This window comes from Protofrankia sp. Cas8, from assembly GCF_963555845.1.
Taxonomy (GTDB): Bacteria; Actinomycetota; Actinomycetes; order Frankiales; family Frankiaceae; genus Protofrankia.
Genome location: NZ_CAUVXI010000044.1, coordinates 1 through 21,253, shown reverse-complemented (window position 1 = coordinate 21,253; position 21,253 = coordinate 1). Strand labels below are relative to the sequence as shown.

Here is a 21,253-nt window from a genome sequence, read left to right as displayed (position 1 = left end):
CTGTCGACTGTAACCAGCGATCTTCGCGAGATCGTCCCGGGAGAGCCCTCGTTCCTCACGTCTGCGACGGATCTCCCGTGGTAGAAGATCCTCCGCGGTGGCCGTGCCGTCACGGACTCGGCTCCGTTGCCGCATCTGCGTCTGCTTCCTTTCGAGAACGCCGGGCAGCAGGAGTTTGCCGACCGACCCGATCGGTGTCACGGTGCCAAACTGGACGTGGCTTACATGCGGGACCTGGCTTACTTACCGGACGTTGCTTCCATGGACTGATCCGAACAAATCGTGTCACCTTTTGTGACCATCTTACGTCACGGTGCACCTATTTTGGCCAGAGTTCGAAGGTCTCTCACCTAAAGATTATTTTTTATTACTCTCGGTGATTTGCGTGCCTATGTCGCCGTGCCGGCTCGGGTCGCGGTTGTCGGCAGCCGCCGAGTCGAGCGCAGGGCGTCAAGGGGCTCGTCGACACCAGCCAGGGTGGCTCGCTCCTTCGCCTGGCGATGCACGCGCCCCGGCCCCGCTCCTTGATCCACACTCCTGTTGCCGGGCGCTCTTAGCTGATCGGTTTTTCTCGGTGTACCCAGGTGTGCGACAGGGGTCATGATCGACAACATTTGGTCGATCGGAGGCCCTGAGTGTGCTGGAAGTTGCCGACAGTTGTTGTCGTTGTTACTTTTGACGCATCAAAGACAATCTACAAACAATCATTCCACATTGCTTCATCCCAGGAGTTGCCGGGGATTACGCGAGCATCGCGGGTTCGCGGATCGCCCGCCACCGGCGTCGGTCCTTAGCGAACGCGGGGGGCTAGCTCTGGAAACCACCCCTAATGACGATGGGCGGGGGTGTCGGCGTGGCGTACAACGTCTGATATGGACGGGGAGTCGGAGCCGCAGGCTGCGGTTCGCGTCGTCGTGGCCGACGATGCGGATGGTGTGCGCGACCTCGTGTGCCTTCTGCTGGAGATGGAACCTGACTTCGTGGTCGTCGGCCAGGCAAGGAACGGGGTCGAAGCGGTTGACGTCGTTTCGCGGACAGACCCTGACCTCGTACTGCTTGATGTTTCGATGCCCGTGCTGGACGGCCTCGCGGCGCTGCCCGGGGTACGTCGCGCCGCGCCGGGCGCCCGCGTCGTCATCTTCACCGGCTTTTCCGAACAGGCTCTCGGCGAGCGGGCCTCGGCGCTGGGCGCGCATGCGCTGATCGAGAAGGGCCTCGCCACCGACAGCCTGGTCGACCGCCTTCGAGACGTGTGCGGCCGTGCCCCGGCCCGGGTTGCCGCAGGCGGCTCCACCCGGCGCTGAACGTCGGGATCTGTGGGTGTCGGGATCTGTGGCTGTCGGGATCTGTGGCTGTCGGGACCTGTGAATGGCGGGAGGCCAACCGTCCGAAATCATGTGGTTCAGGCGCATGGCGATCGCTGCTTGTAGACACTCGGTAGTTTTGTGTTGATTCAGAGCATGACCGCTGCCTTGTGGGCGCCCGATGTGGAAACATAGGGCTGTGACCATGCGCCCGAGGCTCCGTCTGACTGGTTCGGACATGACCTGCTTCGGCCCGGATGTTCGTCCGGTGGCTTCTGTTCTGGCCGACGTCCCGTTGGTGGATGTCGGTCTGGTCGCGCGCCTGCACGTCGACCTGCTCAGGGTCGCGAGCGCGGTCTGTCCGCGTCACCGCTGACCTGCCCGCGCGCCAGTGCTCTCGGCGCACCCCGCACCCGGCTGCGAGAGACTCGATGACAACCCCTGCACGCTCCAGTTCGGCCCGCCCGCCCCGTCCGAAGGGACAGGGCCAGTGGGCACGTGGCCACCTCGAGCCGCTCAATGCCAATGAGCGGATGAAGAAGGACCAGGACGGTCTCGCTGTCCGGGACCGGATTCTCAACCGCTACCCGTACACCGGGTTCGCCGGGATCGACCCGCAGGACCTGCGGGGCCGCTTCCGCTGGTGGGGGCTGTACACCCAGCGTAAGGAGGGAATCGACGGCGGCAAGACGGCCGTCCTCGAGCCCGAGGAGCTCGACGCGCCCTTCTTCATGCAGCGGATCCGCCTCGACGGCGGCCGGATGACCAGCGATCAACTGCGCGTGATCGCGGGAATCTCCACCCGGTACGGCCGGGACGTCGCGGACGTCACCGACCGTCAGAATATTCAGCTGCACTGGATCCGTATCGAGGATGTTCCCGCGATCTGGACGGCGCTCGAAGGCGCGGGGATGACAACGGCCGAGGCGTGTGGCGACACCCCGCGGGTCATCCTGGGATGCCCACTGGCCGGTGTCGACGGCGACGAGGTCATCGACGCGACTCCGGCGATCGAGGAGATCGTCCGGCGTTACGTGGGTGACACATCCCTGAGTAACCTGCCGCGCAAGTTCAAAAGTGCCGTTTCCGGGTGCGCCGACCAGTGCACCCTGCATGAGATCAACGACATCGCGTTCGTCGGGGTCGTCCACCCGGAGCTCGGCGCCGGCTATGACCTGTGGGTCGGTGGCGGTCTGTCGACCAACCCCAAGCTCGGGGTCAGGCTCGGCACCTTCGTGACCCCTGACCGCATCGCCGAGGTCTGGCACGCCGTGGCGTGCCTGTTCCGGGACTACGGCTACCGGCGGATGCGCACCCGGGCGCGGCTGAAGTTCCTGGTCGCGGACATGGGGCCCGAATGGGTCCGCACCACGCTGGAGAAGGAGTACCTGACGGCACCGTTGCCCGACGGCCCGCCACCGCCGCCGCCACGTAACGAGGGACGCGACCACATCGGCATCCACCCGCAGACAGACGGCCGCATGGCGGTCGGGTTCGCCCCCCGGGCCGGGCGGCTGAGCGGTACGACGCTCGCCGCAGTCGCGGATCTCTCCGATCGTTTCGCCACGGGTCGCATCCGCGCGACGACCACCCAGAAGCTGGTCATCCTCGACGTCGACCCGGCCGGGGTCGACGAGCTGGAGGCGGAACTCGCCGCGCTCGACCTGGTCGTCCGGCCGAGCGTCTTCCGGCGCGGCACCATGGCCTGCACCGGCATCGAGTTCTGCAAGCTCGCCATCGTCGAGACCAAGGCGAAGGCCGGATCGCTGATCGACGAGCTGGAGCGGCGGCTGCCCGACTTCGACGAGCCGATCGGCATCCACGTGAACGGGTGCCCGAACGCGTGCGCGCGTTTCCAGGTGGCCGACATCGGGCTGAAGGGTTCCCTGGTCCCGGACTCCTCCGGGGAGATGGTCGAAGGCTTCCAGCTCCACCTCGGTGGTCATATCGGCACGCGGTCGCGGCTGGGCCGCAAGTCCCGTGGCTTGAAGGTCACATCCGCCGGAGTCGTCGACTATGTCGACGGGCTCCTGCGCGCCTATGTGGACGGCCGTGACCAGGGTGAGTCCTTCGCGGACTGGGTCGAACGAGTGGACGAGTCCGTCCTGACCGCTCCGGCGGATCGGACCGGCGCATCCGGAGCCGCTGATGAGTAGCGGGCATTCCGTTCCTTTTTACTGCCCGTACTGCGGCGAGGAGGATCTCGTTCCCTACCTTCCACCGGAGCAGGAGGCATCCGGCGGCTCCGGTCATGGTCAGTGGTCGTGCAAGAGCTGTCGGCGGGCCTTCCGGCTCAACATGACCGCCCTCGCGGTGGTGCCCGGGTCGGCCGGGTCGCCCGGGTCGCCCGGGTCGGACGAATTGCCCAGGTCGGATGGTCCAGCGGAATTCGAGCACTGATACGGCGGTTCTGGCAGCGATGGAGCAGCGACGGAGGAGAACGACTGATGGATGCCGCGTTGAAAGCCCGTGCCCTACGCGCCGGTGACGAGCTGGAAGGCGCGCCCGCGCAGGAGATCCTGGGCTGGGCGGTGGAGGAGTTCGGAACGAAGTTGGTCGTCGCCGCGTCCATGGCGGAAGCGGTGCTCGTCGACATGCTGGCCCAGATCCGCTCGGACGTCCCGGTGGTGTTCATCGACACCGGCTACCATTTCGCCGAGACGATCGGTACCCGGGACGCGGTCATGCACCGTTATGATCTTCCACTGATCAGTGCCGGCGCACAGCTCACCGTGGCCGGCCAGAACGCCGTGTACGGGCCGAAGCTGTTCGAGCGCGATCCGGACCTGTGCTGCCGGATGCGCAAGGTCGTACCGCTGGACCGCGCGCTGGCGCCCTACCGGGCCTGGGCGGCGGGCTCGCGGCGGGCCGAGAGCACCGGGCGCGCGAGCCTGCCGGCCGTGGGGTGGGACGAGCGACGCGGCAAGGTGAAGATCCACCCGCTGGCGGCGTGGACGGACGAGGACGTCAACCGTTACATCCAGGAGCATGACGTCATCGTCAATCCACTGCTGTCGGACGGCTACGACTCCGTCGGCTGCTGGCCGTGCACCAAGCGCGGTGAGGGTCGTGCGGGTCGCTGGGCCGGTACCACCAAGACCGAGTGCGGCATCCACTGACCTCGGTTATCCCGGCTGTTGCGGTGCAGGGGAACTGGCGGCGTTCGGGCGGTTAGCGATCTGTTCGTTCGCTGCGGACCACATTCCGTCACGGTTTGTCGGGCCGGTATGACGACATGTCGGATCGCGGTGCGATGATCTCGCGTGTGGTTGTCCAGTGTGTCTGGTCGACCACGTGATGACGCGCGTACTGGACACCGCGAACGGATCCGACCATGACCCTGCGATCCCCGACTGATGGCCCGCACGACCCGCATGGCCCGCACGACTCGCATGGCCCGGCGGCTGGCACCCTGCATGCCTGGGTGGACGAGTCGCTGCGCCTACGGGCTGGCGAGCCCGGCCTCTACATCCTGGCCGCAGCTGTCGCCGAGGTGTCGTCGTGCCAGCCCATACGTGACAGTCTCAGGTCCCTGTTGGGACAGCGCCAGCAACGGCTGCACTGGCGGGACGAGGACGCACCGCGCAGACGGAAGGTCGTCTCGTTGGTGGCGGGCGCTGATCTGGCGGCGGTCGTTGTCGTGGGCGCGCCGGTCGATCGCAAGAAGCAGGAGCGTGCCCGCCGCATCTGCATGGAGCGGCTGCTCCATGAGCTGGACCGGCGGAGGATCAGCCGTGTGTGGCTTGAAGCTCGTACGCCGCCACTGAATCGGAATGATCAAGAGATGGTTGCAGCCCTGCGCGGTAGTCACATAATTTCGCAACAGCTACGCGTTGACCATTCCTGGCCTATTCAGGAGCAGATGTTGTGGATCGCCGATGCGGTCGCTGGCGCGGTGTCGGCCGCTTGCGATGGCCAGTACCAGTTCGTCACCAGTATCGGACATCTACTGACAACGATCGAAATCGCCATTCGATGACGAGGAGTCATCTCAGCACAGCGCGAAGGCCGGGTCCCGTCGTCCGGCGGGAGTCCCGGCCTCACTTCCCATCCCCCCTCAGGAGGCGAGCGTGATACAAGCATGCGTCGTCTCGTCAGGGTAGTCAAGTTGTCTCGTCAGCTGGACCACGGATCTCGTGGCTGGCCAGTCCGGCCGAGGAAGTTGCGGTGGCCCCTGGTGCGGCGCTCGGACAGCGCGAAGGCCGGGTCCCGTCGTCCGGCGGGGTCCCGGCCATCACTTCCCATCCCCCCAGCAGGAGGCAGGCTGTAGCTGATGATCGACTGTGTGAGCGTAGGCGTCAACAGAGATTCCAGGGCGGTAGCGTCGTAGGGATGAGCGATGGCCGGGCACCCAACGATGGCGAGGGGGACGGGCCTGGGGGAGAGCGGGCCGCGAGTGGGCCGGGGCGGGACGGGCCGGCGCGGGTCCCGGGGGAGGTCTGGCTGGTCGGGGCCGGGCCGGGGGATCCGGGGTTGCAGACCATCCGTGGCCGGGAACTGCTTGGCAGGGCCGACGTCGTCGTCACCGACCGCCTGGTGTCCGCTGAGGTCCTTGCGTTCGTCCGGCCCGATGCAGAGATCATTTACAGTGGTAAGAGCGCCGGCGCGCTGACCCGGACCCAGGAGGACCTCAACGCGCTGCTGGTCGATCGCGCGCTTGCCGGTCACCTGGTCGTCCGGCTCAAGGGCGGGGACCCGTTCGTACTCGGACGTGGCGGCGAGGAGGCCGAAGCCTGTCGGCTCGCCGGGGTGGCATGCACCGTCGTCCCCGGGGTGACCTCGGCGTTCGCAGGTCCTGCCTATGCCGGGATCCCGGTCACCCACCGTGGTGTCGCCCAGGATGTCGCGGTCGTCTCCGGCCATCTGCCGCCCGGGCATCCGGACTCAGGCGTGGACTGGGCGGCGCTCGGGGCATCCCGGATGACCCTTGTCGTGCTGATGGGCGTCGCGCGGCTCGCTGACATCGCGGCCGCGCTTATCGACGGAGGACGGTTACCGGACACACCCGTCGCAGTGATCGAACGGGCTACCACGCCGGCCCAGCGCGTCGTCCGCGGCACTCTGGACATGATCGCGGTCGATGCCATCGCCCTGGGTGTCCGTTCGCCCGCGGTGGTGGTGATCGGTGCGGTCGCGGCCCGCTGCGACGCCCCGGCGCGGATCACTCCGCCTCCCGGTGGGGACGAATGTCCGCCGAGCGGTGCCGGGCCGAGCGGCGCCGGGTATCCGTTGGCGGGTGTCCGCGTGCTCGTTCCGCGGACCAGATCGCGTCCGGGTCTGCTCGCTGCGCGACTGCGCGCTCTCGGCGCGGACGCGGTGGAGACCGTGGTGTCGCGTCCCGGTCCGGTGGCTGACGTCGAGGCCGAGCCCGACCCGCGCATCGCCGAGGAGCTGTACCACGGTGACCTGCACGCGGTCGCGTTCGCGTCGTCGACCGCGGCTCGGGCGACGGCGGCGCTCTACGGTCCGCTGCCGCCCGGGATTCTGGTCGTGGCTATGGGCGTAAGAACGGTAACTGCGTGTCAGCGGGCCGGCCTGCGAGTCGACGCCGTGGCAACCGAGCCTGGTATCTACCCGCTTGCCGCCGCTGTCGTCACGGCTGTTACCGAGGCCCGATCGCGCTGAGCGCGGCGCCGGCGCTGACAGAATTGCCAGCCAGTTGATCGTTTCCCGGATGGTCGCCGGTCAGCGCGTCCTCGATGCGGCCGGCGACCGCGGCCAGCACCCCCGGGTGCAGGCCGAGCGGTGCGGTCAGGCACCAACGGGTGTCAGGGAACTGCTCCTGCGCCCTGGCGAGGGCGGCTGGGATGTCGTGCGTGGTGTGGTTGCCCTCGAACAGGAAGAAGGGGTGGACGACGATCTCGGTGCAGCCCGCCGCGGTCAGGATCCCGTAGCCGGCGACGATGTCGGGCTGGGCCAGCTCCAGAAACGCTGGCTCCACCGCACCCCAGCGGGCCTGCCCGTTGTCTCCGGCACCGATGGTTTCGGCACCGATGGTTTCGGCGTGGTCGGGTTCGGCGCGGTCGGGCTGGGCGAGCAGTCGGGCGACCGCGCGGACGGTCGCGTTCGCATCATCCCGCCGCGAGCCATGCCCGATTACCAACAGACCCCGCATGTCCACCAGTCTGCGCCACGACGCGCCCGGCGAGCTCGGTCAGCCCGGTCAGGCTGGCACGGTCTGGTCACCCACGCCGGCACCGTCGTCGGAGCTGTGCCCGGGGAAGACCTTGGCGGACGGGTCAATGATCGGAGCGGCGTTGTTCACGGCGGTGGCGACCTCGCCGAAGCCGGTAGCGATCAGGCGGACCTTGCCGGGGTACTCGGTGATGTCACCGGCGGCGAAGACCCGTTCGAGCCCGGTCGCCATGGTCGGGTCCACCACGATGTGGCGCTTGTCGATCGTCAGGTTCCAGCGGGTCAGGGGCCCCAGGTCCGCGGTGAAGCCGAGTGCGGCGACGATCGCCTGAGCCGGGCGGACCTGGCGCTCACCGGACTTGCTGTGCGCGAGTTCCACCTTCTCGACCCGCTCGTCGCCGTGGATGGCGCTGACCTCGGTGAATGTCAGCACCTCGACCCGGGAGGCCTGCACCTTCCCGACGGTGTGTGCATGGGCGCGAAATTTGTCCCGGCGGTGGACCAGTGTCACCGAGCGGGCCAGCGGTTCGAGGGCGAGCGCCCAGTCGAAGGCGCTGTCACCGCCGCCGACGATGACGACGTCGGTGTCGGTGTAGACGTCGAGTTTCGGGACGAAGTACACCAGACCGCGGCCCAGGTGATCGCCGCCGATGGGTAGCGGCCGGGGGGTGAACGTCCCGAGCCCGCCGGTGATGACGACGGCCTTCGCCCGGACCCGCGTTCCCTGCGCGCTGGTGACCACGACGGCGTCGGTCTCGTGGGTAAGTTCAGCGGCCTGCTGGCCGAGTAGGTAGGTGGGGGAGAACGCCCCGGCCTGAGCAACGAGCGCGGCGATCAGATCGCGGCCGCGCACGGCCGGGAACCCGGCCACATCATAGATCATCTTTTCCGGATACATCGCGGTGACCTGACCGCCGGCCTCGGGCAGCGAGTCCATCAATGCTACGGACATGCCGCGGAACCCCGCGTAGTAGGCGCCGAAGAGCCCGGCCGGCCCGGCCCCGATGATCAATATGTCGGTGTCGAGGTCTGCTGGCGTCGAGCTGTCATGGCCGGTGCTGTCGGGGCCTGCGGGGGTCACTGCGTCCACGCGTAACTCCTGGGGGCTTTCGGGGATATGCGGCCCCGCCGGATCGCATACGCAAGGGCCGGTCGGCACCATGGAAGGGGGCTTCCGCCCCATCCTGCCGTATCGGCGATTGAGGCGCCCTGACCGTGTAACCGGACCGGCGTGGCTGGCCGGAGCGCGGTTACGCCGGGACACCGACGGGTGGCGCGCCCGCCGGCCAGCTACCGTCGGAGCGGGCCGTATTCCAATTCATGACTGTGCGTCATCGATCATGGCGCTGGTCGGGAGGACTGCGATCAGAAAAGACATGGTGAACGGGAGCGCGCGACCGGAGTCGGGATCCGATGGACCGCGGGAGGTCATGCCCGTCCAGCGCGGTGACCCCGCCCGGATCGGCCGGTACCGGGTCGTCGGTCGGCTTGGCGTCGGCGGCATGGGCGTGGTGTACCTCGGCCAGGACGAAGCCGGCCGTCCGGTGGCCGTCAAGGTGATCAAAGAAGATCTCGCGGCCGACCCGGAGTTCCGGGCACGTTTCGCCGACGAGGTCGCCGCGGCCCGCCGGGTCGCGCCCTTCTGTACCGCGCAGGTACTCGACGCCGATCCCGGCGCCCACCTGCCGTACCTGGTAACGGAGTACATCGACGGGGTCCGCCTGGACGATGTCGTCACCAGCCGTGGGCCGTTGGCGCTGTCGACTCTGCAGGGGGTCGCGGTGGGGGTGGCCTCTGCGCTGACCGCCATCCACGGCGCCGGCATCGTGCACCGCGACCTCAAGCCGAGCAACGTGCTGCTGTCGTATTCGGGGCCCCGGGTCATCGACTTCGGGATCGCGCGGGCGCTGGACGCGGTGGTCGGGCGTACCCGCACCGGCATGGTGCTGGGGTCGGCGGGTTGGATGGCACCCGAGCAGATGGAGGGCGCGCCGGTGGGCCCGGCCGCCGACGTCTTCGCCTGGGGCCTGCTGATCGCCTATGCGGCGGCCGGGCGCCATCCCTTCGGCGACGGTGCCCCGCTCGACATCGCGCAGCGGATCGTCATGGAGCGTCCGTATCTCGACGGTGTTCCCGCGGATCTTCGTCCGCTGGTTGCGGCGGCCCTGGATCGGGATCCGCGGGCCCGGCCATCCGCCGGGCAGCTCGTGCGGGCTCTACTCGGTGACCAGGAACGGTTTCGGTCCGGCACCCGCGCCGCCGTGCCCGAGGTCCTCGACGGCACCTGGTCGGGTGACCCGCGTTCCCAACCTGTGGTGGGTGCCGTCGCAACCAGGCCCGGGCACGACGGCCGTACCAGGCTGGGCGTTGCGGAGCCATCCGCGCCGGAGCGGTATGCACCGGAGCGGTATGCACCGGAGCGGTATGCACCGGAGCGGTATGCACCGGAGCGGTATGCACCGGAGCGGTATGGCCGGGAAGCACCTGCGCCGGAGCGGTATGCGCCGGAGCGGTATGCACCGGAGCGGTATGCACCGTCGCGCCGCCGACGGCGGTGGCGCCCTCGGATACCGGGCAAGCGTCTGATCATTCTCCTTCTGTTGATCTTCCTGGTGATGTCCGGAGTCGACCGTGTCACCCATGTCTGGGACACCCAGCGGGGTCGGCTCTGGGAGCAGGTCTGGACCCATGCCCAGGACGGCTTCCAGCATCAGGTCGTCGACCGTTTTCAGCGCGATGTCATCGACCGGGTGCGCAACAAGGTCGACGGCGCCCGGACCGGCGTTGGTCGGACCGGCCAGGGGTGAGGCGGCATCGGCTGTCGTCCCCCCCGCACCCGAAAGCTCGGGCGGCAGGCCCGCTCGCCGTACCATCGCAGGGTGAGCCTTGTGGATGATGCCGACAGCGGTTCTCCGGTAGTTGCAGCGCCTTCGGTGGTGAGCGAGGGGGAGATCTCCTCTGTACTCGCCCGCGCCGCGGACGGCGGGCGGATCAGCCCCGACGAGGCGCTGCTGCTCTACACGAAGGCCCCGCTGCACGCCCTCGGCCAGGCAGCCGACGCCGTCCGGCGCCGCCGTTTCCCGGATGGCATCGCGACGTACATCATCGATCGGAACATCAACTACACGAACGTCTGCGTGACCGCGTGCCGGTTCTGCGCGTTCTACCGCGCTCCGGGTCACTCCGAAGGCTGGGTCCGCGATGTCGACGACATCGTCGCCAGATGCGGCGAGGCGGTTGAGCTGGGGGCAACCCAGATCATGCTCCAGGGCGGCCACCATCCCGAGTTCGGTATCGAGTGGTACGAGGCTGCCTTCGCGGCGATCAAGCGGACGTACCCGCAGCTCACCCTGCATTCCCTGGGCGCCAGCGAGGTCGTCCACATCGCGCGGACGTCCGCGCTGAGCTACAACGACGTCATTGTTCGGCTGCGCGACGCGGGGCTCGACAGCTTTGCCGGCGCAGGGGCGGAAATTCTCACCGAGCGTCCCCGGCACGCCATCGCCCCGCTGAAGGAACCCGGCCATGTGTGGCTGTCGGTGATGGAAGCCGCCCACGGTCTCGGTGTCGAATCGACCGCGACGTTCATGATGGGCACCGGTGAGACCAACGCCGAGCGCATCGAGCACCTTCGGATGATCCGCGACGTCCAGGACCGCACCGGCGGTTTCCGGTCGTTCATCCCGTGGACCTACCAGCCGGAAAACAACCACCTGCGCGGACGCACGCAGGCGTCCACGATCGAATACCTGCGGCTGGTGGCGGTAGCTCGGCTGTTCTTCGACAACATCGCGCACCTGCAGGGCTCGTGGCTGACGACCGGCAAGGAGGTCGGTCAGCTCACCCTGCACATGGGCGCGGACGATCTGGGTTCGGTCATGCTGGAGGAGAACGTGGTGTCCTCGGCCGGTGCCCGGCACCGGACCAACCGGACCGAGCTCATCGGTCTGATCCGTACCGCCGACCGGATCCCCGCTCAGCGCGACACGCTCTACCGGCACCTGGTCGTGCACCGTGACCCTGCGCAGGATCCGGTGGACGACCGGGTGGCCTCCCACTTCTCCTCCACCGCCTACTCCTCGACCGCCTACTCCTCGACCGCACTGTCGTCGCCACCCATGCTGCCGATCGTCGCAACCCGCTGACGGACGCGCGTTCGTAACGATCTTTGGTAGCGATCTTTCGAGCTTTGTGCGATCAACAAGCGGGTATTCAGCGCACAAACCTCGAAAGATCGCCGGCTGCCGCCGCTGCGCGTTCTTATCGGCCTGCGCGGTCGGGGGTGACCAGGCGGACGGTGACATCGGGCAGCTCGTCGAAACGGGCCTGTTCGTCGGTGGTCACCAGAACACGCTTGGTGGCGCGAGCGGTCGCGGCGATGATGAGGTCATGAGCCCCGCGGGGCTTGCCGGTGCGACGCGTGCAGGCGAGTAGTTCGGCATGGTGCTCGGCGACGTCAGGGGTGTAGTTCTCCACGGGGGTGACGGCGAGCATGTCCGCGAGGAACGCGCGTTGCGCGGCCCGGGTGGCCTCATCGGTGGCCAGCAATACGCCGACGCCATATTCGGCGAGAACCACGGCTGGTAGGACGACGTCGTCCTGATCGCTGATCGCGGCGAGGTCGAGTCGGCCCCGGGCGCCGTTGACCAGCACGCCCGTGTCGAGGATCAGTCGTGCCACGGGTCGGTGTCCGCAAGCGCCGAGGCAGCTTCCCGCGCGCCGGCGACGTTGGCGGCGAACGTTTCGTCGATGCCAGCCTGGCCGCCCCAGCGGCGGAACACTTCCCGCAGGGCTTCGCCGTTGGTCTGTGGTGCTGGCATGATCACGGCGACCCGCCGTCCGCTGCGGGTCACGACGATCGTCTCGCCCTGCTCGGCCTCGTCCAGAACCGCGCTGAAATTCCGGGACGCTTCGGACGCCGTCATCACATGCATGCTCTTCATGATAGCTGATTCAGAACTTCTGATGACTGGGTTCGTCGACGACCGGGTGGCCTCACGCTTCTCCTCGACCACCCTGCCGACAGCCTGAAAACCGGCTCCGGCCTGCAATCAGCCCCGATTTTAGCGATCTTTCGAGCTTTGTGCGATCAACAAGCGGGTATTCAGCGCACAAACCTCGAAAGATCGCCGGCTGCCGCCGCTGCGCCAGGGGGGGTTGCCCTGTTCGGTCAGTGTGCGTGCCGATCCACCTGCGTTGCCTTGCAGGTAAAGCCGCCGGGCAGGTCGTCGTGCCCCCAGCTGACTCGCTGCGATGGGGATATCTGGCCGGGAGCGATGTTACTCACCGTCGCCACACCGGCTCCCGTGTCCGTCGGGTCGTCCTTGCTGCCGAACGCGATGTGGATGACATAGTCGCTGGCAGCGGTCGAGTGGTTGGAGACGACGACAAAGGCGGTGGGCAACCCTGATTCGTACTCGATACCGCATGACACCGTCACGTCGGCTGCCGCCGGGGCCGTGGCGCTCGTCGGAACCGTCCGGACCTTGCTGGACGCGGACGGCGACCTGACCACACCGGGCTCCGCGGTGCGGTCGATCAGCCACTGGGAGACCGACGGCCGGACAGTGGCGCGCTCCCCGGTGGGAGCGGCGGATACGATCGGCGACGATCCGATCGCCGTGGGTTCCGCCGTTCGGGCGACGCTCGGGGCGGACGGTGACGCGCTCGCCTTGGACGATTCCCCACAGCCGGTGCCAAGGACAATGAGCGCTCCGAGCGCCAGCCAGGAAGCCCCGGCTTCAAGCCCTGTCTTCCATGGCCTTGGATGATCCGCTGACGGCGCGTCCGCCGGCTGGCGGGCATAATCATTGACGCTGGTAATGGGAAACCTCCGTGTTTTACCTGTGGGCAGGAAATGCGTCGTCCATCTTGTGGACCCGGTCCGGTTCGGGGCCTGTGGCCGGCCAGAGGGTGATCGAATGTTCTTCGACGGGATCCTTGGACGAATCGTGCTTACGACCTAGCGCGCGGCCACGTGTCTGGACCCGGGTCCGGTACCAGCCGGGCCCGGCATGCGCAAGGTTCCCGGTATTTTTCTGTGGATTCCAATCCCAGTCGTAAAGGTATGTCTTTGCTTCCGGGCTGTAGTAACTCAGGTCGACGGCCGCTTCCCACTCATCGAGAGCGAGCGGTGGCTCCATTTCGCACAAGCTAACAACTATCCGGATCTTGCCGGTGTGTGTTCCAGCAAAAAAAAGAAGGTATCCTTCTCCTCCTGCCACGAGAGTATTGCCATTAAAAACCTTATTAACCGCGTCGGGGGTCGGTGGTGAAATGCTGCCGTCGCACAAGGAGTATTGACAGTAGCCGACGTGTAGAGTGCTTGTTGTCGAGGGCATGCTGCCATTATCCACGGCGGATTCACGCGGTCAGGGTGGCGTACGGCTCGGCGCCGAGCTTCCGGCTGGACCACCCGGTTCTCCTTCGAGTCACAGGCACGGGTCATGGGTCGCGAGGCCAGAGAGCGGCACTACCATGCGTGCATATGGAACCGGCGAGAATAGGGACTCAGAAGATCGACCCGGCGGGGCGAAATGATCCTGCGACGCTTGCGAAGCTGCGGGATCGGGCGATCAGCACGGATGATCCACTTATGCGGGGGCTGGCCCTCATGTCGATCGTGAAGATATGGCCGGGTGATCCCGGCGTGTCTCTGTTGCTACGAGATCGGGCTGTCGTCGATGGGGATGCGTTTGTGCGGCGAACGGCTGTGGAGGCGATCGGGGCCGGCTGGCGGGACGATCCAGCGGCTCTGCCGTTCCTGCTCGACCGCGCTGTCGCGGACCCGGACGCGGCGGTGCGTCGAGCGGCTGTGGAAGCGGTCGGGGCTGGTTGGCCGGGCGATCCGACTGCCCTACCCGTGCTCGGTGCGCGGGCTGTCGCTGACGAGGATGCAGCGGTGCGGACGGCGGTGCTGACGGCGATCGCGGCCGGTTGGCAGGATGACCCTGCTGCGCTGCCGTTGCTCCCCGACGTGGTCGCTGCCCATCCGAACACGGCTGAGTCGCAGGCGGCGCTCACGATAATCGCGGACAGCTGGCGGGGCGGTCCTGCCAGCCGGGCGTGGCTGACCGAGCAGGTCGCACATGCCGACAACGGCAACGTACGGTCCGCCGCGGTACGAGCCATCAGCGCGGGTTGGCCGCACGATGCGGTCACCCGGTCCCTGGTGCATCAACTGATCAGCAACGACAGACACGTCGCGGTCAGATGCGCAGCGACGGGGGCGCTCGCCACGGGCTGGCGCGATGACCCGGACACGTTGCCGTTGCTGCGTGCGCTTGCCGTCGGCGACGACGAATCTGCTGTGCGTGACACGGCGACTCGGGTGCTCGCCGCGCGCTGGCGGGATGACCCGGAGATGCTGCCGTGGCTGCGTCGGCGGGCGCAGGACGACTCCACCGCGCGCTCCCTGCTGGTGGACACCATCGCGAACAGCTGGCAGTGCGGCCCTGCGAACCTGCCATGGCTGAGTGAGCACGGGGTCCACGACGAAAGAGTGGATGTGCGGCGGGCAGCCGTCCAGGCGGTCGTCGCGGGCTGGCGCAACGATCCGACCACCGTGGCGTTGCTGCGGGGACGGGTTACCGACGACCTTCATTTTGATGTTCGTTCAGTTGCCATGCAGGCGATCGTCACCGACTGGCGGGAACATCCCGGCACGCTGTCGTGGCTGCATGACCGGGCCGTCAACGACCGTCACCGGGACGTGCGCCGGATGGCCGTTGAAGCGATCGCGGCCCACTGGCCGGACGACCCCGCCACCGCGATCCTGTTGTGGGACCGGGCCGACAACGACGAAGATCCCACGGTCCGTGACGCGGCGACAGATGCGTTGCCGTGACACAGCCAGCCAAGCAGTCTTCTGATCGGCAGACTGCTTGGTATAACGATGATGACGATCAACGTGGATGCGACGGTTCGGGACTGGCTCGCGCTTCTCGACCCCGTCGTCGGCCATGAGCAGGCTGGCCGGCCGCCGCAGCCCGTCGTCGTAACGATTGTCATCAATATACCGAAATATACCGATCAGCACTATTCTGATCACCCGGCCCCGATGCATGGTCACGACCGGGCCAGACGACGGTGCGGAACGATGAGGAAGCGCGGCAGCCTCAAGCTGCGCGAATGGCTGGAAGTCAGCACATCCGCATCGAGCAGTAGCTACTTTCCCGCCGGCCGAGGATCTGGAGAAGGACGACGGGTTCATCGCAGGGCCTTTGTTCCGCTCGAGTCTCGCGGTCAGCGCGAGCGGTACGCGTAAGACCGGTGCTCGACGGCGGTTACGGTCACGATGCGGTTTTCCTCATCGATTTCGTAGAACACGCGATAGCTGCCGCGCCGAGCGGACCAGGTGTCCTCGTATGGCGGGAGGAGGAGTCGTTTACCGAGCCGGCGGGGGTTGTCCAGAAGCGTGGTCGTGATGAATTCGTGGACAGCTGCTGCGATCTTCTCAGGCAGTCGGCTGGCGGGAACGCGGGCCGCGGGACCGGTGATCCGGAGTTCGAACGGCTGGCCACCGGCCTTGCTCACCTCACATCGGGCCGGTCGGCGTTCCGTGCGCGTTTCGCCATGAGCACGCCGAGTTCCTCGGCATCGAGGACGTCACCGGCCTCGACCGCGTCTGCGGACTCCGCGAGCTGCCGCATCGCCTCCCGGCTCGCCAGCACGTCCAGCGTCTCCTCCAGCGCCGCCAGATCGTCGGGAGAGATCAGGACTGCCACGGCATGCCCATGACGGGTGATCTCCACCCGATCGTGAGTGCGCTCCACCTCGTCGATGAGCTCCGACAGGCGGTTGCGCGCCTCGGTGAACGGCATGACGACCATGGCTGCGAGCATACAAAAACTGGCGCGAAGTCTAGGCAGTTCGACAGAGGTTCAGAAGATGTCCGTGCGCCGGCGGTTCATCGACTCCCGGTCGGCGGTCTGCCGCTGACCCCGAGTGGTCACGAGCGCCTTACGGGCGGTGCTGGTCTGCGTCGCGGATCTCCACCACGGCGTCGTCGGCGACGGTGAACGCCTGGTAGAGGAGATCCGCTGGGTCGGCGGGGCGGTCGGTCTGCCCGGCGTGGGTGACGGCGAGGCCGAGGATGATCGTGTCACCGTGGACCGTCATCTCCTCGACGGTCGCGCGGACCCCTTGGGCGCGTAGCAGCTGGTACCACTCCAGGACGTGGGCGCGGCTGTGGCAGCCGGCTGGTCCGCCGCCCCAGCGGACGTCGGGGTGCAGCACGTCGGCGAGCGCCTGGTCGTCGCTGGTGTTGAACGCTGTGCGCAGCTGCTCGCTGATCCGGCGGGCCGCCGGCGCAGGCGGTTCGGCCGACGACGAATCGTCGTCGTCGGGCGCGCCGATGCCGTAGCGGGCGAGAAGGACGGCGACCTCGTCGCTGGGCGGCTTTCCCCCGACCCACGCACCGTCCCGGGACGCCCCGGCGGCGAGCAGGAGACTGACGGTGGCGGGCCAGTCGCCGTCCGGGCTGTAGGCGGGGCGTTCCCCGCTGCCGACCGTCGCCCATGCCAGCGGGGTCGACCCCCACTGCCGGTCGGTGGTATCGATGTCGGCGCCACGGTCGAGCAGCAGGCGGACCACGTCGAGACGGCCGGCGTAGCTGGCGGCGTGCAGCGCGGTCGCGCCGTCCACCGACCGGTACACCCCGACGGGAAAGCCGAGATCGAGCATGAGGGCGACCGGGCCGACACCGGCGTACTCGGCCGCGTCCACGAACGCCGCGTGATCGTCTCTGATAAGGCGGCCCGGAAGGTCGGGATACTCGGCGAGCAGCCGACGCGCCTCCTGACGGTCGCCGCGTCGGCACACGCCGAGTAGCCGATCGGCATCCGTGGCGTCATCCACGGCGCCGTACCGGGTCAGTACGGCGGCGACGTCGTCCCGGCCGCGGCGGACCGCGATGCGTCGAGCGGACAGACCATCACGGCCAACCGTGTTCGGGTCCGCGCCGGCCGCGAGCAGCGCCTCGACGACCGCCGGGCTGTCCTTGCCGAGCGCCCCGGGCAACGCCCGCGTCGCGTCACCGGCACCCAGTCCGAACTCGACCAGCAGCCGTCCTGCCAGGCTGCCGCGACCGGTGACGCTTGCTGTCAGGAACGCCTCGACCCGTCCGGCTCGGTCCAGCGCCTTGGCCTCGACCTCGGCTTTCAGTCGTGGCCAACTGGCGAACCCGTGCTCGCGGGCGAGAACCATCTGCGCGGCTGACAGACTCACCGGCCCCTGCGGGCGCTCGTCCACGTGGGCGGCGATCCGCTCCAGCGCGGCCGGGTCGCCGGCACGGGCGGCGTCGCGCAGTTCCTTTGCCCGGCGGCGAAGCTGGTTGAGGTTGGGTGTTGCCGGCATCGGACGACTGGCCATGCCATCTCCTCACGTCGCCTTCCCGGCCCGCGGCTGAAGGCGTGAAGAAGATGACATCCTACCGGCCGTGCGACGTGCGACGAGGTGGACTCGGTCCTTCCCGGCATCATTCGACCGACCAGGATGGCGCTTCGCGAGGTCGTCGACGAACTCGTCGACTGACCAGGGGCGATACCCGGCGACCGTCCACTCGACAATATCGACAATAGAATCGAACCTGCGTTCTGTCGACCTGGTAATTCCGGAAGTTCCGCCCCTGGCTGGCGGTTGTCAGTGCCTGGTGCGCAGCCCGTCGAAGAGAACCGTGTTGAGGCGCACGGCCTGGTCGGGGGGCGCGTCGGCATGGCGCAGAGTGGCGAACGCACCGGCAAGCAGCGCAAACAGGTCGTCGATATCAATGTCGCCCCGGATATCGCCGGCATCCTGAGCACGCTGGAGGAAAGCCCGCAGCGTCTCGCGGAGGCGGGCCGCGACCTCGGGAGCGGTGGTCCGGATGTCGAAGTCGGTTCCCGCCAGCGCGGCCTTGAGGGGCAGGCTCGCGGCGCCCTCGGCAAGCATGCGCTCCAGCATTTCCACCAACGCATCGCCGGGATCGGCCTGCTGAGCGAGGGCGCGGACATCCGCTATGAGCTGCTCCACCTGGTCGACGACGACCGCGGCGAACAGCGTCTCCTTCGTTGGGAAGTGCCGATGCACCGTGCCCGCGCCGACACCGGCTCGGCGCGCGATCTCGTCCAGAGGGACGGACAGCCCCTCAATGCTGAACAGCTCACGCGCGGCGCGTAGCACTCGCTCGCGGTTGCGCCGGGCATCCGCGCGCAGCGGACGGGCCGAGCACCCCTCGCCAGCCGAAGCCGGTTCGGCGCCTCCGGCGTCCGGAGCATCGCCTTGAATCCCCATGGCCTCCATCCTGCTCCGATCGCCACAGACCCCATCGTGAACCGGGGCGGCGCCCCGTATAGTGTGGCTCATCGAACCGGGGCGTCGCCCCGAATTCTCGGAGGAGGTCGCGTGCAGTACACGCTGCTGGGGCGCTCGGGCCTCAAAGTCTCCCGAGCGGCGCTCGGAACGATGAACTTCGGCATCGGTCCGGACGCACCCTGCGGCGAACCGGAAGCACGTCGGATCATCGGCGCCTTCCTCGACGCGGGCGGCACCCTCATCGACACGGCGAACATCTACACCGGCGGCCGATCGGAGGAGGTCGTCGGGCGCGCCATCGCCACGCGGCGCGACTCGGTCGTCCTGGCCACGAAGGGCTCCGGCCCGCTGGGCGCCGGCCCCAACGACCGCGGGCTGTCCCGGCTGCACCTCACCCGCGCTCTGGAGGGCAGTCTGCGTCGCCTGGGCACCGACTACATCGACCTGTACCAGTGCCACAACTGGGACCCGGATACGCCTATCGAGGAGACGATGGCGACCCTCGACAGCTTCGTCCGCTCGGGCAAGGTCCGCTACGTCGGCTGCTCCAACTACACCGCCGGCCAGATCATCGAGTCCCAGTGGGCAAGCCAGCGCCTGGGCACCACGCCGTTCATCAGCCTTCAGCCCCACTACTCATTGCTCGCACGCGAGATCGAAGCCGAGATCCTGCCCGCCTGCGCCCGCCACGGCCTGGGCACCCTCACCTACGGACCACTCGCCGGCGGCATGCTCGCCGGCCGCTACCGACGAGGCCGGCAACCCGACCCCGGAACCCGGCTTCACCAGTGGCTCGCCTTCAACCCCACAGCCGCCAGCTGGGCCACAACGCTGCTACGCGAGGAGTGCTTCGACATCGCCGACGAGGTCACACAGGTGGCCGACCTCGTCGGCGCCACCCCATCGGCCATCGCCATCGCCTGGACCGTCGCACGTCCCGGCATCACCTCGGTGATCCTCGGACCCCGTACCGTCGACCAGCTCACCGACAACCTCACCGGCATCGACCTCAGCCTGGCCGCGGACCTCGTCGACCAGCTCAACACCGTGTCCGCTCCCGCCAACGCACCCGTCACCGGCCTACCCGTCACTCTGCCCACCGCCGCCTAAGAGCGAGTCCCACGTGGTCTGGGCAGACCTAGATCCGCGATCCTAATCCGAAAATCCACCGGAACGTGGGCGTTAGCCTGCCCACGTTCCGGTGGATTTTCGGATCAGAGCTCCGCGAGCCTGGACCGCCGGCTCCCGAGTCGTATGCGGACCCAGGAATCGATCATGACCAGCCGAGGAATACAACGCGGTTCGAACATTGCCGCCTACCAGTTTGGAAGGCGGAACCCCGATCGAGCAGATCGCCGACATTCTCGGACACCAGTCCGTGGCGTCGACGGGCGTGTATCTGAAGTCCTCGCTGTCCCTGCTGCAGACGTGTGCGCTGGACCCGGATGCGCCGGCCGGCGGGGAGGCGTCGCGGTGAGCGCCGAGATCACGCTGACCGGCGCGATCACGGCGCTGGTCGCGGAGAAGCGGGCCGTCGGCTACACGTACGACGCCGAACAGCGGATGCTGGCGCGGTTCGCCGCGTTCGCCCGCGGCGAGTTCCCCGGCCTGGAGACGCCCACTCGGGAGTGCGTCGAGGCGTGGATCGCGGCCGGACGGCGGCGCGGGGTCACGCTGGCGACCATGCAGGGCCTGGCCGCGCCGGTCCGGGAACTGGCTCGCTGGCTTCACCGGCGGGGGGTCGCGGCCTACGTCCTGCCCTACGGCTCGCTGCCCCGGCCCGTCCGCTACGTCCCGCACATCTACACCGACGAGGAACTCGCGGCCTTCTTCGCGCAGACCGACCGGTGCCACTACTGCGCCCAGGTCCCGGTGCGCCACCTGGTCATGCCGGTGCTGTTCCGCACGATCTACGGCTGCGGTCTGCGGGCCTCCGAAGCCCGCCTGCTGCGGGTCGACGACGTCGACCTCACCACCGGCGTGCTGCAGATCCGCAACGCCAAGGGCGGCAAGGACCGGCAGACCCCGGTCGCGGCGTCGCTGCGCCGCAGGCTCGCGACGTTCGACGCCCACCCGGCGATCCGGCGCGCAGGCGGGGAGTGGTTCTTCCCGGGCACGGACGGCGAGCCGCTCGCACTGATGAACGTCAACAGGAACTTCCGCCGGTTCCTCTGGCAGGCCCGCATCCCGCACGGCGGTCGAGGACACGGCCCCCGCGTGCATGACCTCAGAGGGCGTCTTGTTCGTGTTGGTGGTGACTCATCCGATAAGTCTGGATGATGATGGGCCGGATACACCTGTAAGGATCTGGAGTTGCCGGTAGGCCCGCGGTATGCAGCCTCGACCCACCTACCGTTCCGACCTCTCCGACGACCGCTGGGCACTGATCGAACCGGTCCTGACCGCCTGGCGGGCCAGCCATCGCGGCCTGGGCATCAAGCCGCCGATCCACGACCTCCGAGAGATCGTCAACGCGATCCAGTACGTGACCCGGACCGGGATCCCCTGGTCATACCTGCCTC

23 protein-coding genes are annotated in these 21,253 nt (G+C 68.0%); 14 read left to right on the top strand and 9 right to left on the bottom strand.

Annotated elements, in window-relative coordinates; translation table 11 throughout:
- Window positions 1–872: 872 nt before the first annotated feature.
- The 6 genes from U9977_RS09300 to cobA all read left to right on the top strand — a co-directional run bounded on the left by U9977_RS09300 (window position 873) and on the right by cobA (window position 6,929).
- Window positions 873–1,304 carry a response regulator transcription factor gene (locus tag U9977_RS09300; RefSeq protein WP_322748800.1) on the top strand — a complete coding sequence of 144 codons (432 nt, stop codon included), beginning with the start codon at window positions 873–875 and terminating at the stop codon, window positions 1,302–1,304.
- A 268-nt stretch (window positions 1,305–1,572) separates the two neighbouring features.
- Window positions 1,573–1,680 carry a putative leader peptide gene (locus U9977_RS09295; protein ID WP_322748799.1) on the top strand — a complete coding sequence of 36 codons (108 nt, stop codon included), beginning with the start codon at window positions 1,573–1,575 and terminating at the stop codon, window positions 1,678–1,680.
- A 55-nt stretch (window positions 1,681–1,735) separates the two neighbouring features.
- A complete protein-coding gene (locus U9977_RS09290) occupies window positions 1,736–3,460 on the top strand; it encodes a nitrite/sulfite reductase (protein WP_322748798.1) in 1,725 nt (574 codons plus the stop codon).
- A gap of 291 nt (window positions 3,461–3,751) precedes the next feature.
- On the top strand, window positions 3,752–4,423 hold the full coding sequence (locus U9977_RS09285) for a phosphoadenylyl-sulfate reductase (protein ID WP_322748797.1): 672 nt from the start codon (window positions 3,752–3,754) through the stop codon (window positions 4,421–4,423).
- A gap of 215 nt (window positions 4,424–4,638) precedes the next feature.
- Window positions 4,639–5,283 carry a hypothetical protein gene (locus U9977_RS09280; RefSeq protein WP_322748796.1) on the top strand — a complete coding sequence of 215 codons (645 nt, stop codon included), beginning with the start codon at window positions 4,639–4,641 and terminating at the stop codon, window positions 5,281–5,283.
- 353 nt (window positions 5,284–5,636) lie between these two features.
- Window positions 5,637–6,929 (top strand): uroporphyrinogen-III C-methyltransferase, encoded by a 1,293-nt coding sequence (gene cobA / locus U9977_RS09275; protein ID WP_322748795.1) that lies wholly within the window; start codon window positions 5,637–5,639, stop codon window positions 6,927–6,929.
- Here cobA and U9977_RS09270 read toward each other — a convergent pair.
- Together U9977_RS09270 and U9977_RS09265 are read right to left on the bottom strand one after the other, a co-directional pair.
- On the bottom strand, window positions 6,907–7,419 hold the full coding sequence (locus U9977_RS09270) for a CbiX/SirB N-terminal domain-containing protein (RefSeq protein ID WP_322748794.1): 513 nt from the start codon (window positions 7,417–7,419) through the stop codon (window positions 6,907–6,909). The two genes, cobA and U9977_RS09270, sit on opposite strands and share 23 nt — an antisense overlap.
- A 48-nt stretch (window positions 7,420–7,467) precedes the next feature.
- Window positions 7,468–8,520, bottom strand: a complete 1,053-nt coding sequence (locus tag U9977_RS09265) for an NAD(P)/FAD-dependent oxidoreductase (RefSeq protein ID WP_416210533.1) — start codon at window positions 8,518–8,520, stop codon at window positions 7,468–7,470.
- 349 nt (window positions 8,521–8,869) lie between these two features.
- On the opposite strand from U9977_RS09265, the gene U9977_RS09260 reads away from it, so the two are divergent.
- Complete coding sequence (locus U9977_RS09260; RefSeq protein ID WP_322748792.1) at window positions 8,870–10,246, top strand: serine/threonine-protein kinase; 1,377 nt, start codon at window positions 8,870–8,872, stop codon at window positions 10,244–10,246.
- Between the two features lie 81 nt (window positions 10,247–10,327).
- On the top strand, window positions 10,328–11,584 hold the full coding sequence (mqnC, locus tag U9977_RS09255) for a cyclic dehypoxanthinyl futalosine synthase (RefSeq protein ID WP_322748791.1): 1,257 nt from the start codon (window positions 10,328–10,330) through the stop codon (window positions 11,582–11,584).
- Window positions 11,585–11,699: 115 nt separating this feature from the next.
- Here the strand turns inward: mqnC and U9977_RS09250 are convergent, their stop codons facing one another.
- The 3 genes from U9977_RS09250 to U9977_RS09240 all read right to left on the bottom strand — a co-directional run bounded on the left by U9977_RS09250 (window position 11,700) and on the right by U9977_RS09240 (window position 12,843).
- Window positions 11,700–12,119, bottom strand: coding sequence for a PIN domain-containing protein (locus U9977_RS09250; protein ID WP_322748790.1), 420 nt, complete (start codon window positions 12,117–12,119; stop codon window positions 11,700–11,702).
- Window positions 12,107–12,382 carry a type II toxin-antitoxin system Phd/YefM family antitoxin gene (locus U9977_RS09245; RefSeq protein ID WP_322748789.1) on the bottom strand — a complete coding sequence of 92 codons (276 nt, stop codon included), beginning with the start codon at window positions 12,380–12,382 and terminating at the stop codon, window positions 12,107–12,109. Before U9977_RS09245 ends, U9977_RS09250 begins: the two co-directional genes overlap by 13 nt.
- 227 nt (window positions 12,383–12,609) lie before the next feature.
- Window positions 12,610–12,843: a hypothetical protein gene (locus tag U9977_RS09240; RefSeq protein ID WP_322748788.1), complete on the bottom strand. Its 234-nt coding sequence runs from the start codon at window positions 12,841–12,843 to the stop codon at window positions 12,610–12,612.
- On the opposite strand from U9977_RS09240, the gene U9977_RS09235 reads away from it, so the two are divergent.
- Both U9977_RS09235 and U9977_RS09230 read left to right on the top strand, forming a co-directional pair.
- Entirely contained in the window at window positions 12,836–13,210 is a 375-nt protein-coding gene (locus U9977_RS09235; protein WP_322748787.1) for a hypothetical protein, read from the top strand. The genes U9977_RS09240 and U9977_RS09235 overlap by 8 nt on opposite strands.
- 824 nt (window positions 13,211–14,034) lie before the next feature.
- Window positions 14,035–15,285 carry a HEAT repeat domain-containing protein gene (locus tag U9977_RS09230; RefSeq protein ID WP_322748786.1) on the top strand — a complete coding sequence of 417 codons (1,251 nt, stop codon included), beginning with the start codon at window positions 14,035–14,037 and terminating at the stop codon, window positions 15,283–15,285.
- Between the two features lie 398 nt (window positions 15,286–15,683).
- Here U9977_RS09230 and U9977_RS09225 read toward each other — a convergent pair whose 3' ends face one another.
- From U9977_RS09225 to U9977_RS09210, 4 genes are all read right to left on the bottom strand, one after another.
- Window positions 15,684–15,974: a type II toxin-antitoxin system RelE/ParE family toxin gene (locus tag U9977_RS09225; RefSeq protein WP_322748785.1), complete on the bottom strand. Its 291-nt coding sequence runs from the start codon at window positions 15,972–15,974 to the stop codon at window positions 15,684–15,686.
- Entirely contained in the window at window positions 15,971–16,270 is a 300-nt protein-coding gene (locus U9977_RS09220; protein WP_322748784.1) for a type II toxin-antitoxin system Phd/YefM family antitoxin, read from the bottom strand. The genes U9977_RS09225 and U9977_RS09220 overlap by 4 nt, the downstream gene beginning before the upstream one ends.
- 130 nt (window positions 16,271–16,400) lie before the next feature.
- Complete coding sequence (locus U9977_RS09215) at window positions 16,401–17,810, bottom strand: ankyrin repeat domain-containing protein (protein WP_322748783.1); 1,410 nt, start codon at window positions 17,808–17,810, stop codon at window positions 16,401–16,403.
- Between the two features lie 270 nt (window positions 17,811–18,080).
- Entirely contained in the window at window positions 18,081–18,710 is a 630-nt protein-coding gene (locus tag U9977_RS09210) for a helix-turn-helix domain-containing protein (protein WP_322748782.1), read from the bottom strand.
- Between the two features lie 111 nt (window positions 18,711–18,821).
- Between U9977_RS09210 and U9977_RS09205 the strand changes: the two genes are divergently transcribed.
- The 4 genes from U9977_RS09205 to U9977_RS09190 form a co-directional block, all read left to right on the top strand.
- A complete protein-coding gene (locus tag U9977_RS09205; protein ID WP_322748781.1) occupies window positions 18,822–19,841 on the top strand; it encodes an aldo/keto reductase in 1,020 nt (339 codons plus the stop codon).
- A gap of 199 nt (window positions 19,842–20,040) precedes the next feature.
- On the top strand, window positions 20,041–20,208 hold the full coding sequence (locus U9977_RS09200; RefSeq protein ID WP_322748780.1) for a hypothetical protein: 168 nt from the start codon (window positions 20,041–20,043) through the stop codon (window positions 20,206–20,208).
- Entirely contained in the window at window positions 20,205–21,011 is an 807-nt protein-coding gene (locus U9977_RS09195; RefSeq protein ID WP_322748779.1) for a tyrosine-type recombinase/integrase, read from the top strand. The genes U9977_RS09200 and U9977_RS09195 overlap by 4 nt, the downstream gene beginning before the upstream one ends.
- A gap of 52 nt (window positions 21,012–21,063) precedes the next feature.
- Window positions 21,064–21,253: transposase (locus U9977_RS09190; protein WP_322748778.1), on the top strand; the 190-nt coding region annotated here is incomplete at its 3' end.

Excerpts from the sequence above, each read along its gene's own strand:
- U9977_RS09300 (WP_322748800.1), top strand. The coding sequence starts at position 873 with ATGGACGGGGAGTCGGAGCCGCAGGCTGCGGTTCGCGTCGTCGTGGCC.
- U9977_RS09290 (WP_322748798.1), top strand. The coding sequence starts at position 1,736 with ATGACAACCCCTGCACGCTCCAGTTCGGCCCGCCCGCCCCGTCCGAAG.
- U9977_RS09285 (WP_322748797.1), top strand. The coding sequence starts at position 3,752 with ATGGATGCCGCGTTGAAAGCCCGTGCCCTACGCGCCGGTGACGAGCTG.
- U9977_RS09280 (WP_322748796.1), top strand. The coding sequence starts at position 4,639 with ATGACCCTGCGATCCCCGACTGATGGCCCGCACGACCCGCATGGCCCG.
- cobA (WP_322748795.1), top strand. The coding sequence starts at position 5,637 with ATGAGCGATGGCCGGGCACCCAACGATGGCGAGGGGGACGGGCCTGGG.
- U9977_RS09270 (WP_322748794.1), bottom strand. The coding sequence starts at position 7,419 with ATGCGGGGTCTGTTGGTAATCGGGCATGGCTCGCGGCGGGATGATGCG.
- U9977_RS09260 (WP_322748792.1), top strand. The coding sequence starts at position 8,870 with ATGCCCGTCCAGCGCGGTGACCCCGCCCGGATCGGCCGGTACCGGGTC.
- U9977_RS09245 (WP_322748789.1), bottom strand. The coding sequence starts at position 12,382 with ATGAAGAGCATGCATGTGATGACGGCGTCCGAAGCGTCCCGGAATTTC.
- U9977_RS09230 (WP_322748786.1), top strand. The coding sequence starts at position 14,035 with ATGCGGGGGCTGGCCCTCATGTCGATCGTGAAGATATGGCCGGGTGAT.
- U9977_RS09220 (WP_322748784.1), bottom strand. The coding sequence starts at position 16,270 with ATGGTCGTCATGCCGTTCACCGAGGCGCGCAACCGCCTGTCGGAGCTC.
- U9977_RS09215 (WP_322748783.1), bottom strand. The coding sequence starts at position 17,810 with ATGGCCAGTCGTCCGATGCCGGCAACACCCAACCTCAACCAGCTTCGC.
- U9977_RS09210 (WP_322748782.1), bottom strand. The coding sequence starts at position 18,710 with ATGGGGATTCAAGGCGATGCTCCGGACGCCGGAGGCGCCGAACCGGCT.